The 13,508-nt window shown below is 65.6% G+C and carries 10 protein-coding genes; 3 read left to right on the top strand and 7 right to left on the bottom strand.

All coding sequences use genetic code 11. The features are described 5' to 3' along the window. Nucleotides 1-2,463, top strand: a 2,463-nt coding sequence (icmF, locus tag JHC36_RS10770) for a fused isobutyryl-CoA mutase/GTPase IcmF (RefSeq protein WP_287918964.1), incomplete at its 5' end; no start/stop codon positions are given. Between the two features lie 86 nt (nucleotides 2,464-2,549). Here icmF and JHC36_RS10765 read toward each other — a convergent pair. The 3 genes from JHC36_RS10765 to JHC36_RS10755 are packed head-to-tail and all read right to left on the bottom strand — an operon-like array spanning nucleotide 2,550 to nucleotide 5,068. After that, on the bottom strand, nucleotides 2,550-3,101 hold the full coding sequence (locus JHC36_RS10765) for a VOC family protein (protein ID WP_287918961.1): 552 nt from the start codon (nucleotides 3,099-3,101) through the stop codon (nucleotides 2,550-2,552). Nucleotides 3,102-3,115: 14 nt separating this feature from the next. After that, nucleotides 3,116-3,373: a DUF2783 domain-containing protein gene (locus JHC36_RS10760; protein ID WP_287918958.1), complete on the bottom strand. Its 258-nt coding sequence runs from the start codon at nucleotides 3,371-3,373 to the stop codon at nucleotides 3,116-3,118. Nucleotides 3,374-3,397: 24 nt separating this feature from the next. Then, on the bottom strand, nucleotides 3,398-5,068 hold the full coding sequence (locus JHC36_RS10755; protein ID WP_287918956.1) for an FAD-dependent oxidoreductase: 1,671 nt from the start codon (nucleotides 5,066-5,068) through the stop codon (nucleotides 3,398-3,400). A 185-nt stretch (nucleotides 5,069-5,253) separates the two neighbouring features. Here JHC36_RS10755 and JHC36_RS10750 point away from each other — a divergent pair, with 185 nt between their 5' ends. Together JHC36_RS10750 and JHC36_RS10745 are read left to right on the top strand one after the other, a co-directional pair. After that, nucleotides 5,254-6,180: a prenyltransferase gene (locus tag JHC36_RS10750; protein ID WP_287918954.1), complete on the top strand. Its 927-nt coding sequence runs from the start codon at nucleotides 5,254-5,256 to the stop codon at nucleotides 6,178-6,180. Nucleotides 6,181-6,552: 372 nt separating this feature from the next. Then, nucleotides 6,553-7,812, top strand: a complete 1,260-nt coding sequence (locus JHC36_RS10745; protein WP_287918952.1) for a nitronate monooxygenase — start codon at nucleotides 6,553-6,555, stop codon at nucleotides 7,810-7,812. A 35-nt stretch (nucleotides 7,813-7,847) separates the two neighbouring features. On the opposite strand, the gene msrQ is transcribed toward JHC36_RS10745, so the two are convergent. The 4 genes from msrQ to JHC36_RS10725 all read right to left on the bottom strand — a co-directional run bounded on the left by msrQ (nucleotide 7,848) and on the right by JHC36_RS10725 (nucleotide 13,294). Beyond that, nucleotides 7,848-8,486 carry a protein-methionine-sulfoxide reductase heme-binding subunit MsrQ gene (gene msrQ / locus JHC36_RS10740; protein ID WP_124220817.1) on the bottom strand — a complete coding sequence of 213 codons (639 nt, stop codon included), beginning with the start codon at nucleotides 8,484-8,486 and terminating at the stop codon, nucleotides 7,848-7,850. 8 nt (nucleotides 8,487-8,494) lie between these two features. After that, complete coding sequence (gene msrP, locus JHC36_RS10735; RefSeq protein WP_287918948.1) at nucleotides 8,495-9,505, bottom strand: protein-methionine-sulfoxide reductase catalytic subunit MsrP; 1,011 nt, start codon at nucleotides 9,503-9,505, stop codon at nucleotides 8,495-8,497. Nucleotides 9,506-9,803: 298 nt separating this feature from the next. Continuing rightward, nucleotides 9,804-11,141, bottom strand: a complete 1,338-nt coding sequence (gene ccsB / locus JHC36_RS10730) for a c-type cytochrome biogenesis protein CcsB (RefSeq protein WP_287918946.1) — start codon at nucleotides 11,139-11,141, stop codon at nucleotides 9,804-9,806. Further along, complete coding sequence (locus tag JHC36_RS10725) at nucleotides 11,138-13,294, bottom strand: cytochrome c biogenesis protein ResB (protein ID WP_287918943.1); 2,157 nt, start codon at nucleotides 13,292-13,294, stop codon at nucleotides 11,138-11,140. Before JHC36_RS10725 ends, ccsB begins: the two co-directional genes overlap by 4 nt. Nucleotides 13,295-13,508 lie beyond the last annotated feature (214 nt).

Raw genomic sequence — 13,508 nt, 5'->3', positions numbered from 1 at the left:
GAGACGGGCAGCGAGATCAGCCAGGCGCTGCCCGACGTGATTGCGGCGTGCAAGGCCGCGGGTTTCGACCTCATCATCGTCGAGACCAGCGGCATCGGCCAGGGGGACGCTGCGATCGTGCCGCATGTGGACGTGCCGATGTATGTGATGACGCCCGAGTTCGGCGCCGCCAGCCAGCTCGAGAAGATCGACATGCTCGACTTTGCCGAGTTCGTGGCGATCAACAAGTTCGACCGCAAGGGCGCGATGGACGCGCTGCGCGACGTGTCCAAACAAGTGCAGCGCAACCGCGAAGCCTGGGGCGTGCCGCTCGAGCAGATGCCGGTGTTCGGCACCATGGCCGCGCGCTTCAACGACGACGGTGTGACGGCGCTGTACCAGGCGCTGCGCGCGCGTCTGGCGGCCCTGGGCCTGCCGGTGCGCGAAGGGCGGCTTGCGCCGGTGACGGTGCGACACAGCACCAACCAGACCCCGATCGTGCCCGCGGCGCGCAGCCGTTACCTCGCGGAAATCGCCGAAACGGTGCGCGGCTACAAGCGCCGCGCGCGGGCGCAGGCGCGGCTCGCGCGCGAGCTGCAACAGCTGCGCGAGACCGCACGCATGCTGCTCGAAGCCGACCCGAACAAAGACGGCAGCGCCAAGCCCGGCGCCTACGGCACGGTGATGGCTCTGGCCGAAGCGCGCGCCGAGCGGCTCGAACCCGCCTGCGCCAAGCTGCTCGCGCAATGGGATGACCTGCAAAAGGCCTACGCGGGCGACGAATACGTGGTGAAGATCCGCGACAAGGAAATCCGCACCCGTCTGACGCACACGACGCTGTCGGGCAACAAGATCCGCAAGGTCGCCCTGCCCCAGTATGAAGACGATGGCGAGCGGCTGCGCTGGCTGATGCTAGAGAACGTGCCGGGCAGCTTCCCCTACACCGCTGGCACGTTTGCGTTCAAACGCGAGAACGAAGACCCCACGCGCATGTTCGCCGGCGAGGGCGACCCCTTCCGCACGAACCGGCGCTTCAAGCTGCTCTCCGAGGGTATGCCAGCCAAGCGGCTGTCCACCGCCTTCGACTCGGTCACGCTCTACGGCAACGACCCCGACCGGCGGCCCGACATCTGGGGCAAGATCGGCAACTCGGGCGTGAGCGTGGCCCCGCGCGCCGACATGAAGGTGCTGTATTCGGGCTTTGACCTGTGCGACCCGGCGACCTCGGTCAGCATGACGATCAACGGCCCGGCGCCGACCATCCTGGCGATGTTTTTCAACACCGCGATCGACCAGGCGATGGACAGATTCCGCGCCGACAACGGCCGCGACCCAACCGATACCGAAGCGGCCAAGATCAAGGAGTGGGTGCTGGCCAATGTGCGCGGCACGGTGCAGGCCGACATCTTGAAAGAAGACCAGGGCCAGAACACCTGCATCTTCTCGACCGAGTTCAGCCTCAAGGTCATGGGCGACATCCAGGCCTATTTCGTGCACCACGACGTGCGCAATTTCTATTCGGTCTCGATCAGCGGCTACCACATCGCCGAAGCCGGCGCGAACCCGATCAGCCAGCTCGCGTTCACGCTGGCCAATGGCTTTACCTATGTGGAGTCGTACCTGGCGCGCGGCATGCACATCGACGAATTCGCGCCGAACCTTAGCTTTTTCTTCAGCAACGGCATGGACCCCGAATACACCGTGCTCGGCCGCGTGGCCCGGCGCATCTGGGCCGTGGCGATGAAGGAAAAATACGGCGCCAACGAGCGCAGCCAAAAGCTCAAATACCACATCCAGACCAGCGGCCGCAGTCTGCACGCGCAGGAGATTCAGTTCAACGACATCCGCACCACGCTGCAGGCGCTGATTGCCGTCTACGACAACTGCAACAGCCTGCACACCAACGCCTTCGACGAAGCCATCACCACGCCGACCGAAGACAGCGTGCGCCGCGCGATGGCGATCCAGCTCATCATCAACCGCGAATGGGGTCTGGCGAAGAACGAAAACCCGAACCAGGGTGCGTTCATCATCGACGAGCTGACCGAACTGGTCGAAGAAGCGGTGCTCGCCGAATTCGAGCGCATCAGCGAACGTGGCGGTGTGCTGGGCGCGATGGAGACCGGCTACCAGCGCGGCAAGATCCAGGACGAGAGCATGCATTACGAGATGCTCAAGCACACCGGCGAACTGCCCATCATCGGCGTCAACACCTTCCGCAATCCGCACGGCGACCCGATCCCGCAGACCCTCGAGCTCGCGCGCAGCACCGAGGCGGAAAAGCAAAGTCAGCTCGATCGGCTCGAAGACTTCCACCGCCGCCACGCCGCCGAGGCACCCGCAATGCTCGAGCGGCTCAAGCAGGCTGCCATGGCGCATGAAAACGTGTTCGAAGTGCTGATGGACGCCGTGCGCTGCTGCTCGCTGGGTCAAATCACCGACGCGCTCTTCGAGGTCGGCGGGCAGTACCGGCGGAACATGTGAGGGCCGCCTCGGACCGGGATTTTTGAATATAAACCGGCAGACGCCGGCGTGTTCCGGTCTTCGTTTGCTCTTAAAACAAGAGCGATTTAGGGCTGCGAGGGCACGCCCTCGAATTCCAGCGCATGCATCCAGGCGGCGTGCCGGGGTGCGCGCTTCGTCTGGGCCCACTCGTTGAGCATGTCCCATTTGACGGCGGCGGCGCGGGCGAGCTGCTCGGGCGTGCCGGTGTTGGCGGCAAGCTCGAGACGGTGGCCGTTGGGGTCGAAGAAATAAATCGACTGGAACAGCGTGTGGTCGGTCGGGCCCACCACCTCGATCCCGGCGGCTTCCAGGCGCGCCTTGGTGTCGATCAGCGTCTGCACGCTGTCGACCTCGAACGCGATGTGCTGCACCCAGGCGGGGGTGTTCGGATCGCGGCCCATCTCGGGCGAGTTGGGCAGTTCGAAGAAGGCGAGCACATTGCCGTTGCCAGCATCGAGAAAGATGTGCATGTAGGGATCGGGTGCTTTGGTCGAGGGCACATGGTCCTCGGCAAAGGCCAGGATGAAGTCCATGTTCAGGTGGCGCTGGTACCACTCGACGGTTTCTTTCGCGTCCTTGCAGCGGTAGGCGACGTGGTGGATTTGGCGGATCTTCATGGCAGTCTCCGGGATCAGGGTTGGGTGGCGCGCGCGGGCGCGTCGGCCTCGGCGCTCTCGCGCGCCAGGCGCAAGGCCTCGCGCAGCACGCGCAGGTCGCCGATGTGGTTGGCCAGCAGCAGGATGAGCCGGGCATTGAGCGCTTCGCTCTGCGCATCGGACAGGCCCCGGTGCGCCTCGATCAGCGCCTCGTAGAAGTCGTCGCCCGATGTGTAAGCGCGAAAGTCGCGCCGGCCGGGTTCGGCAAAGTTGGGTTGGGTGTTGAGCGGCATGGCCGTTTCCTTTCCTGCAGCGGTTCAGAGGACGGGCGTCGCCGCCGTTGCGCGCGCCAGCGCACGCTGCACCGCGGCCGCGTCGAAGACCCGCCAGCGTGCAGCCACATGCTGATCGGGACGCACCAGATAGACCGCGCCCGCCTCGGCGTCGTAGCGGCGCGCGGCCAGCCCTTCGATGTCAGCGACGACCCGCAGGCCCTCGACCGCGCCGCCCTCCGGCGTGAGGATCAGCGGCTCGACCGCGATGGCGCCGAGGCGCAAGCGGCGCAGCGCGGCCATCGTGGCGGCGTCGAGGTCTTCGAGACGCGGCGCAAACACGAGCAAGGCGAAACGGTTGCCGACCTGATCGAGCAGCCAGCCGGGCTCGGCGCCGATGCCGATCGGTGCGTCGTCCATCGGCGCGCCCGGCACCACGTCGCCGGCGAACGCATCCGTGTCAGGCGTGTTGAGCGCCGATGCGGTCAGAAACGAGGGCACCGACAACCGCCCGGAGTTGACCAGCCGCCGCGCGAACGGGTGGTGCCGCGCAAGCGCGAGCGTGGCGTCGCGGAAGACCCGGCTCACATGGCTTTTCGGGGTAATGAAGTCGGTCGAGCGCGTGGAATTGAGGATGTTTTCGTCCGCAGCAAAGGCGCGGTCGGCGCTGTAGCTGTCGAGCAGCGCTTGCGGCGCGCGGCCTTCGATCACGAGTTGCAGCTTCCACATCAGGTCATCGACGTCCTGAATGCCGGAGTTGGCGCCGCGCGCCCCAAAGGGCGAAACCTGGTGCGCCGCGTCACCCACGAACAGCACATGGCCGTGGCGAAACTCCTTCATCCGCCGGCATTGGAAGGTGTAGACGCTGACCCATTCCAGCTCGAAGGGCCGCGCGTCGCCCAGCATCGCGCGGATGCGCGGGATCACGCGCTCGGGCTTTTTTTCTTCTTCGGGATCGGCCTGCCAGCCCAGCTGAAAATCGATGCGCCAGACGTGGTCGGCCTGCTTGTGCAGCAGCACGCTCTGGCCCGGATGGAAGGGCGGATCGAACCAGAACCAGCGCTCGGCCGGGAAGTCGGCCTGCATGACCACGTCGGCGATCAGAAAGCGGTCCTGGAACACCTTGCCCTCGATGTCGAGGCCGAGCATGCGGCGGATGGGGCTGCGCGCGCCGTCGGCGGCGATGAGCCAGTCGGCGTCGATCTCGAACGGCCCGTCGGGCGTCTCGACCGTGAGTCGCACATGCTCCTCCTGCGGCTGCACGCCCACCACGCGGTACTTCCAGCGCAGATCCACGCCGAGTTCGAGCGCACGCGCAATCAGCGTTTCCTCGAGGTAATACTGCTGCAAATTGATCATGCCCGGGCGCTTGTGGCCAGGCTCGGGCACGAGGTCGAAGCGATAGACCTCCTCTTCGCGCAGGAAGGTGCGGCCGACGTTCCAGCTCACGCCTCGGGCGCACAGCGGATCGCCCACGCCCAGCCGGTCGAGGATTTCCAGCGTCCGCTTGGCGTAACACACCGCGCGCGAGCCCACCGACACCGTCTCGTCCTCGTCGAACACCAGCACCGGCAGTCCTTTGAGCCGCGCATCCACCGCGGCGCTCAGACCCACCGGCCCCGCCCCCACGACGATCAACGGCCGCCGCTGCGGCGCGCCCGCCTGCAGGTCGGCAGGGGCGCGGTAGGGATACTGCGGGTACACATAGGTGCCCATATTGATCGGTCTCCTCGGGCGCGCGCACCCCCCGCGAACGGGGCTCAAAATCGCGCATTGGTAAATTGATTTACGGATGCGTAATCTTAGCAGCCACCCGCCTCGCGTGTCATCCGGCGTGTCTTCGGGCAACTTTGCCGAGTCGGTGGGCACAATGCGAATGCCCAATTCGAAGGAACCCTGCCTTGTCCCCCACCCCACTCGACCTGAAACTCATCTGGCGCATGACGCGCCCCGGCTTTCTCATCGTCACTGCGGCGGGTTGCGTGCTCGGCATCGCCTTGGCCGCCGCGTGTGGATGCGGCATTTCCTGGGGCCGCGCCGCTGCGACGATCGGCCTTGCGCTGCTCGCGCATGCGGCGGCCAACGTGCTCAATGATTTCGAAGACGGTCGCAGCGGCGCGGATGCGGCCAACACGGCCGGACTGTTCCCGTTCACCGGCGGCTCGCGCTTGATTCAAAACGGCGTCGTCACGCTGGACGACACGCGGCAGGTCGCGCTCGCGCTGTTCGGGCTCGTAATTCCCGCCGGGGTGCTGCTCGCCGTGCTCAGTGGCGGTGTCGTCTTCAGCATCGGGCTCGCCGGGCTGTTTCTGGCCTGGGCCTACTCGTCGCCGCCGCTGTCGCTGATGCGCCGCGGCCTCGGTGAACTGGCCGTTGCGGCCGCCTGGTGGCTGGTGGTTTTGGGCGCCTACGCGGTGCAAAGAGGCACGGTTTCCGTGGTGGCTGCGGCCACCGCGTCGAGCTTTGCAGGGCTGATCGCAAATATCCTGCTGATCAACGGCATCCCCGATGCCGCCGCCGACGCCCAGGTCGGCAAGCGCACACTGGCGGTGCGGCTTGGGCCCCAAGGCAGCGCGCTGGCATACACCGCACTGGCCAGCGCGTCTTATGCGCTCTTGGCCGTCGGTGTCGCGTTCGACCTCCAGCCGCCGACCGCCATTTGGGGGCTGCTTTCGGCACCGCTGTCGGCTTCTGCGGCGGTCTACCTGTGGCGACATGCCACAACGCCGCAAGCGCTGCGGCCCGCGATCATCTACACGATCGCCGCGGCGGTGCTGCACGCGCTGGCGATGTCGGTGTCGCTGGCCCTGTCGGCGCGCGCGCTTTAGGGCAACGCTGAACAAGTCCCTCGCGCGTCGCGCATCCCAGCTGCGGCCGGTCTGCGTCGTTGCAAATCCTCGCCATAGCTTCGGCTATGGCTGCGGTTTGCGCCTCGCATCCCATCCCGCCGCCGGGCGCGCACCATCGCGGGAACTTATTCAGCGTTGGCTTGGGCACGGCGCTGACCCAGCCTCGCGCGCGCCATCACGGGAACTTGTTCAGCGTTGCCTTTGTTGTCAATGCGGCGTCAAGTTCGGCGCGCATGATGGTGTTCATACAACCGCGGATGCGCATGGGGTTTTCGCGCGGCCACGGCCAGAAGTTGATAATTCAGTCCCGATTGTTCTAAAGCGAGCGCCTGACGCTCGAGCGAATTTGCCATGAAGCGTGTCGATGATTTCCGTCTCCAACTGGGTTCCCATGAGTTGGTCCCCATCGTCGTGGGCGGCATGGGTGTCGACATTTCAACGGCCGAGCTGGCCCTCGAAGCCGCGCGCCTCGGCGGCATCGGACATATTTCGGATGCCCTGATCACCGACGTCGCCGACCGGCGCTTCGACACGAGCTTCGTCAAGGAAAAGACCAAGTTCTACAAGCTCAACATCGACAATGCCGACAAGTCGAGCGTGAAGTTCGACCTGGGCCATGTGGCCGAAGCCACGCGCTTGCACGTGGGCCGCACGATGGAAGCCAAACGGGGCGCGGGCCTAATCTTCGTGAACTGCATGGAAAAGCTCACGATGAACGGGCCAGCCGAGACGCTGCGCGTGCGGCTCGCATCCGCGCTCGACGCCGGAATCGACGGCATCACGCTGAGCGCCGGCCTGCACCTGGGTTCGTTCTCGCTGATTGCCGACCATCCGCGTTTTCGCGACGCCAAGCTCGGCATCATCGTGTCCTCGTTGCGCGCGCTGCAGTTGTTCATCCGCAAGAACGCCCGGCTCGAACGCCTGCCCGATTACGTCGTGGTCGAAGGGCCGCTCGCCGGCGGGCATCTGGGCTTTGGGCTCGACTGGGCGCAATACGATTTGCGCACCATCGTGCGCGAGATCGCCGCTTGGCTCGAGCAAGAGCAGCTCGACATTCCCTTGATCGCCGCGGGCGGCATCTTCACCGGCACCGACGCCGTCTCATTCCTGGAAGACGGGGCTCGGGCGGTGCAGGTGGCCACCCGCTTTACGGTCACGCAGGAGTGCGGCCTGCCCGACGACGTGAAGCAGGAATATTTCCGCGCCAATGAGGAAGACATCGAGGTCAACACGATCTCCCCGACCGGCTACCCGATGCGCATGCTCAAGAGCTCGCCGGCGATCGGCTCGGGCATCCGCCCCGGCTGCGAATCCTACGGTTACCTGCTCGACGCCAAGGGGCAGTGCGCCTACATCGACGCCTACAACCGCGAAGTGGCGCTGCACCCTGGCTCACGCGACATCCATGTCTGGGACAAGACGTGTTTGTGCACCCACATGCGCAACTTCAAGTGCTGGACCTGCGGCCACTACACCTACCGGCTCAAAGACACCTCGCACCGTCTCGCCGACGGCAGCTATCAGTTGCTGACGGCCGAGCATGTGTTCCGCGACTACCAGTTCAGCACCGACCACCGCATCGCGCTGCCCGAGGTGCTCGAGGAAGCCTGACGTCACCCACTGCGACGCTTCTTTTTTGAGAGCGCTCAGTGACCCGTCGACGCCGGCAGAACCGCGTTTTTCTTAAAAAAATGGAGGCTGCGCTCGGCCAGCAGCAGCGCCACCAGCGCGGCGTACACCGCGACCTCGGCATCATCGTTCTTGCCCGCGCGCATCCAGAAAAAATGCAGCAGCGCCAGGCCCGCCACCGCATACACGAGCCGGTGCAGCCGCTGCCACCGGCGCGCGCCGAGCGCGCGGATCGCCCGGTTGAATGAAGTCGCGGCCAGCGGCACGAGCAGCACGAAGGCCGTGAACCCGACGAGGATGAAGGGGCGCTTGGCGATGTCGCGCACCATGTCGGCCCACTCGAAGCCTTGATCCAGCCAGGCCCAGGCCAGCGCGTGCAGCACGGCGTAGAAGAAGGTGTAGAGCCCCAGCATGCGCCGAAAACGCGCCAGCGCGGGCTGCTGCAGCCCACGACGCAGCGGCGAAATCGCCAGCGTCACGCACAGGAGCCGCAGCGTCCAGTCGCCCGTGCCACGCAACAGACTCTCGGCCGGATTGGCGCCCAGCCGATCGGTTGCAGCGGCGCCGATGAGCCACACCGCGGGCACAGCGGCGCACACGAACACCGCCACTTTTGCCCAGGGCGAGAGCAGCCCGCGTGCGCGCGTGCGTGGCATGGGCCGCGTCAGAAATTCACCTTCAGGTCCATGCCCGCGTAGAGGCTCGCCACCTGCGCCTCGTAGCCGTTGAACAGCAGCGTTTTGCGCTTCTTGGCAAACAAGCCGTCCTCGCCGATGCGCCGCTCGGTCGCCTGGCTCCAGCGCGGGTGATCGACATTGGGGTTCACGTTCGAATAAAACCCGTACTCCTGCGGCGCAGCCCGGCCCCAGGCGGTGGCGGGTTGGCGCTCGGTAAAGCGGATGCGCACGAGGCTCTTGGCGCTCTTGAAGCCGTATTTCCAGGGCACGACCAGGCGCAGCGGCGCGCCGTTTTGCTTGGGTAACACTTCACCGTACATGCCGAACGCGAGCATGGTGAGCGGATGCAGGGCCTCGTCGAGCCGCAGCCCCTCCACATAAGGCCAGTCGAGCACGCGCGAGCGCACGCCGGGCATCGTGGCCGGGTCGGCCAGCGAGGTGAACTCGACGTAGCGCGCACTGCCGAGCGGCTCGACGCGGCGGATCAGTTCGGCCAGCGAATAGCCAACCCACGGAATCACCATCGACCAACCCTCGACGCAGCGCAGCCGGTACACGCGCTCCTCCATCGGGGCGAGCTTGAGCAGGTCTTCGAGCGCCATGCGGCCGGGCTTTTTGACCAAGCCGTCGATCTCGACCGACCAGGGCGCGGTCTTGAGCGTGTGCGCCAGACGCGCGGGTTCGGCTTTGTCGGTGCCGAACTCGTAGAAGTTGTTGTAACTGGTCGCGTCCGCGTAGTCGGTGAGCTTTTCGAGCGTGACGGCACCGGGCAGCGCCGATCGCGTCGCCGCCAGCGCCGGCAGCTTTCCGGGCCGCGGCACGGCAGCACCGCCCCCCTGCGCGAGCGCATCGCGCGCCGCCCAGGACGCCAAGGCCGCGCCGGCCACCCCGGTGGCGAGCCGCGCAAGCCAAGCCCGTCGGTTCTCGACCAGCGCGCGTGGGGTGATTTCGCTGCTCAGCGGATGTTCGTATCCGCGGTCTTGGGTTCGAATCAACATGAGAAGCCTCCGGTGGGGATGCATATTTGTCGGAGTTCCATGCGAATTCTTTCAGGCTAGGCAAAAACAAAAACGCCGTGGCGGAATGCCCCCCACGGCGTGTGATCTCGCAACAGCCCCGCCGACCGCGCCCGAGTCAGAGGCTGAGAGGGAATTGGGCGTGCCCGTAGGGGCGCCCCAAAACGCGCCCGAGTAGGCGCAAAGCACAGCCGTAGCTTGGGCTACGGCGCGCATTTGCAACGCCCTCTGGCGTGTTTTGGGGCGTCAAAGCGGGTATGACCAATCCCCTCTCAGCCTCTCAGAGCGTGCCGTAGCTGTGCAGGCCGCTCAGGAACATGTTGACGCCGATGAACGCGAAGGTCGTCACCGCGAGGCCCACCAGCGCCCACCAAGCAGCGACCGTGCCGCGCAGGCCCTTCATGAGCCGCATGTGCAGCCAGGCGGCGTAGTTGAGCCAGACGATCAGCGCCCAGGTCTCCTTGGGGTCCCAGCTCCAATAGCCGCCCCAGGCTTCGGCCGCCCACAGCGCGCCGAGCACGGTGGCGATGGTGAAGAACGCAAAGCCGACCGCGATGGCCTTGTACATCACCTCGTCGAGCACCTCGAGCGGCGGCAGGCGCTCGGCCAGGCGCTTGCGCGCGAGCAAAATGCCGCCGACGATCAGCGCGGAAATGCCGAAATACACCGCCCAATAGCTGCTCAGACCCGAATTCGCGGCCATGGCGCTGGGCGACTGGCGAAAGACGATGGGTTCGAAGCACAGCACGATGCCCAGCAGCAGCAGCGGCGCGAGCTTGTACCAGCGCGTCTCCGCGGCCGACTGCTTGATGAGGTAGGCAAACGCCACCATGGCTGACAGCGCGAAGGTGCCGTAGCCGATGAAATTCGCCGGCACGTGGATCTTCATCCACCAGCTCTTGAGCGCGGGCACGAGCGGCTGGATCTCCTGCGCTTCACGCACCAGCGTGTACCAGAGCAAAAAGCCCACCGCGGCGCTGACGACCAGCATCACGAAGGCGCCGAGCGCGCGCGTCTGGTATTGCGCTTCGTAATAGAGATAGAAGAGGGTCGTGAGCCAGCAGAACAGCACGAACACTTCGTAGAGGTTGCTCACCGGGATGTGGCCGATATCCGGGCCGATCTGGTGGCTTTCATACCAGCGCACCATGGTGCCGATGAGCGCCATGGCCACCCCCACCCAGGCAATCTTCGAGCCCAGCCCCTCGAACACCTCGGCCTGGCTCTTGGCGAACATGCCCGCCCAGTAAAACGCGGTGCTCATGAAGAACAGCAAACACATCCACAGGATGGCCGACTGGCTGGAGAGGAAGTATTTGAGCCAGAACACCGAATCGGCACGCTTCAAGTCGCCCTGATAAGAGACGATGGCCAACAGCGAAGCGGCGGCCACCACCAGCATCAGGGTGCGCAGCGGCGCCCAGAACCAGCCGAGCCAAATCGCCAGCGGCGCGGCACACAGCAAGATGCCTTTTTCATAGACATCCATCGCGTGGCCGTAGCGCGCAAATGCGAAACCCGCGCCGCCCACCACGAGCAGCGCAAACAGCCAGTCGTAGAGCGTTCGCCGGCTGAAATAGCCCTCGTGCAGCGTCAAAGCCTCGGTGGCAGTGTTCATGGCTGGTCGTCCTTCCGGTTCAAGAGCTTGCGTTGGAGATCGTCAAAAATGCGGTCGGTATCGAGCATGCGGCGATGGGTGGACATCGCGATGCGCGCGCGGCTTTGCGCGCCTTCGCCGGCGCCGGCGACCGGCTCGAGCCAAACCCACAGCCGCCGCTCGCGCACGTACAGCATGGCAAAAACGCCGATGATGAGCAAGGCGCACCCGAGATAGACCACGGCCTTTCCAGGCGCGCGCGCGACCTGGAACACGCTGGCCTGCACCTGCTGGAAATCGACCAGTTGGAAGGCCATCGGCGCGGGATAAAACGCGAGGTCACTCAAAGCGAGCACGGCCAAGTTCATGTAGCGGCGCAAAGCGTCGTCGGCCGGCAGCGGCGCGAGACCCGCGCGCTCGCGCGCCAGCGCCTGCAACTCGAACAGGCTGCCGTTGAGGATGCGCAGCAGCACCTCACCGGCGCGCTCGCGCTCGGGTTCGGGCACGTTGGCTTCGAGAAAGTCGGAAATGGCCTGCAGGCCCGCCCCCCGGGTCCCTGCCTGAGGGTCGGCCCCGGCGAACAGCGCCAGCGTCCGTGCGGCCGACACTTCGAGCTGGCGGGCGACCTGCGGTTGCGCCGGGTCGACCGCGCGTGCCGCATAGCGGCGCACCGCCTCGGCGCGCATCGCCGGATCGGCCAGCGCATCGCGCAGCCGCAGGAAGCCGTCCATCGAGCCCTGGTCATCGGCGGGAATGCGCAAATAGCGCATGGGCTCGGCGGGCGTCTCGCGCACGCCGAGCAGAAACACGGGGACGCCATCGCCCGCATCGATGGGCAGCATGTAGTTGTTGAACTCACGCGCTTGGCCCGATGCGTCGCGCAGCTTGTAGCTGATGCTCGGGCCGACGTTGCGCAGGGTCTTGTTCGCCGAGGGCTTGCTGCCCGAGCCCAAATGGCGCGCCAGGGTGGACTGCAGATCGACCTTGCGCACATCGACGGCACCGTCCGAACCACCCTCACGGCCACCCAAATTTTCGACGTTGATGACGCGCAGGCCCGTGTACTCGAGCGTGAGCTTCTCGGCGTCGTCGCCCTGCCCTTTCTGCAGCTGCGACTTGCCACCGATGACGCCTTCGATTTCGAAGGGCCGCGTGGCCGCGCGCATCGGAATGGCCTTGAGCTTGACCCTCGATCCGCCGTCATCGAAGCTGGACTGATAGATTTCGATGCCCTTGTAGCTGGCGGGGTGGTTCACCTCCACTCGGGCTTCCTGTTTCTCGCCGGTGGCCTTGTCGTGTATGACGATGTCGCTCGCGAAGAGCTTGGGCATGCCGGTTTCGTAGTACTCGACGACGAATTTCTTGAGCTCGACCGCAAACGGCAGCTCTTGCAGCAAGATGCCATCGGACTGGCTCAGGATGGCGGTGTCGCCGCTCGTCCCCTCGGCCACGAACAGGTTGCCGCGGAACGTGGGGTTGCGCTCGGACAGCCGGTGCTGCGCGGGCACGTCGGAAATCAAGCCGCCGCCGTTGTAGGGCGTCTTGCCGTTGAGCAGCATCTGAGCGCGAACGATCAGGTCCCCATCGAGCAGGCCACCCAGGCAGATCAGCACGATCGCACTGTGCGCGGCCAGATAACCGAGCTTGTTCGCCTGCCCGGCCTTGGCCGCGACCATCACGCCGGGGCCGTGGGCCGTCTCGCGCGGCTGCAGTCGCACCCTCCAGCCTTCCTGCACCAGTTGGCGGCCGATGCGCTCGGCGGCGGTCTGCGGCGGCTCGGGCAGCAGCGCTTCGGCGCGGTGATGAAAGGCCTGCAAGCTGGTTTCGCGCAGATCTTCCTTGTAGCTGCGCAGGTCCGAGAGGATCTTGGGAGTGTTGCGCGCGATGCACAGCGAGGTGCTCAACACGAGGAAAGCGAGGATCAGCAGGAACCACCAGGCGCTGTAAACCGAATAGAGGTCGATGCTGCGGAATACCTCGGCCCAGAACGGACCGAACTGGTTCACGTAGTTCGGATAAGGCTCGTGCTGCTTGAGCACGGTGCCGATGACCGACGCGATGCAGATCACCGTCAGCAGCGAAATCGCAAATCGCATCGACGAGACCAGTTCCACCGCCGAACGCCAGGCGCGTGATCCAAACGAAACTTCGAGACCCTGGGTGGATACCGTCATGTTGGGCTGCCGACTGTCACTCAATAAACAAAAAAGGGCGGGGCTTCTTGCAAGCCCCGCCCTCGTGAGATGCGCCAGGCCCCAGAAAGTTCACGCCACGTTCCACGCGCGTGAAGCTTAGGGCGACGCTAAACCAGTCCCTCGCGTGCCGCGCATCCCGGCAGCGGGCGGGCTGCGTCGTTGCAATTCCTCGCCATAGCTTAGGCTATGGCTG

Source organism: Tibeticola sp. (assembly GCF_022759015.1).
In the GTDB taxonomy this organism is placed as follows: Bacteria; Pseudomonadota; Gammaproteobacteria; order Burkholderiales; family Burkholderiaceae_C; genus Tibeticola; species Tibeticola sediminis.
Note: the sequence above shows the minus strand (reverse complement) of the source record. Positions and strands in the feature narration are given on the sequence as shown.

Coding starts and splice junctions, on each gene's coding strand:
- JHC36_RS10765 (WP_287918961.1), bottom strand. CDS start 3,101: ATGAAGATCCGCCAAATCCACCACGTCGCCTACCGCTGCAAGGACGCG.
- JHC36_RS10760 (WP_287918958.1), bottom strand. CDS start 3,373: ATGCCGCTCAACACCCAACCCAACTTTGCCGAACCCGGCCGGCGCGAC.
- JHC36_RS10755 (WP_287918956.1), bottom strand. CDS start 5,068: ATGGGCACCTATGTGTACCCGCAGTATCCCTACCGCGCCCCTGCCGAC.
- JHC36_RS10745 (WP_287918952.1), top strand. CDS start 6,553: ATGAAGCGTGTCGATGATTTCCGTCTCCAACTGGGTTCCCATGAGTTG.
- msrQ (WP_124220817.1), bottom strand. CDS start 8,486: ATGCCACGCACGCGCGCACGCGGGCTGCTCTCGCCCTGGGCAAAAGTG.
- msrP (WP_287918948.1), bottom strand. CDS start 9,505: ATGTTGATTCGAACCCAAGACCGCGGATACGAACATCCGCTGAGCAGC.
- ccsB (WP_287918946.1), bottom strand. CDS start 11,141: ATGAACACTGCCACCGAGGCTTTGACGCTGCACGAGGGCTATTTCAGC.
- JHC36_RS10725 (WP_287918943.1), bottom strand. CDS start 13,294: ATGACGGTATCCACCCAGGGTCTCGAAGTTTCGTTTGGATCACGCGCC.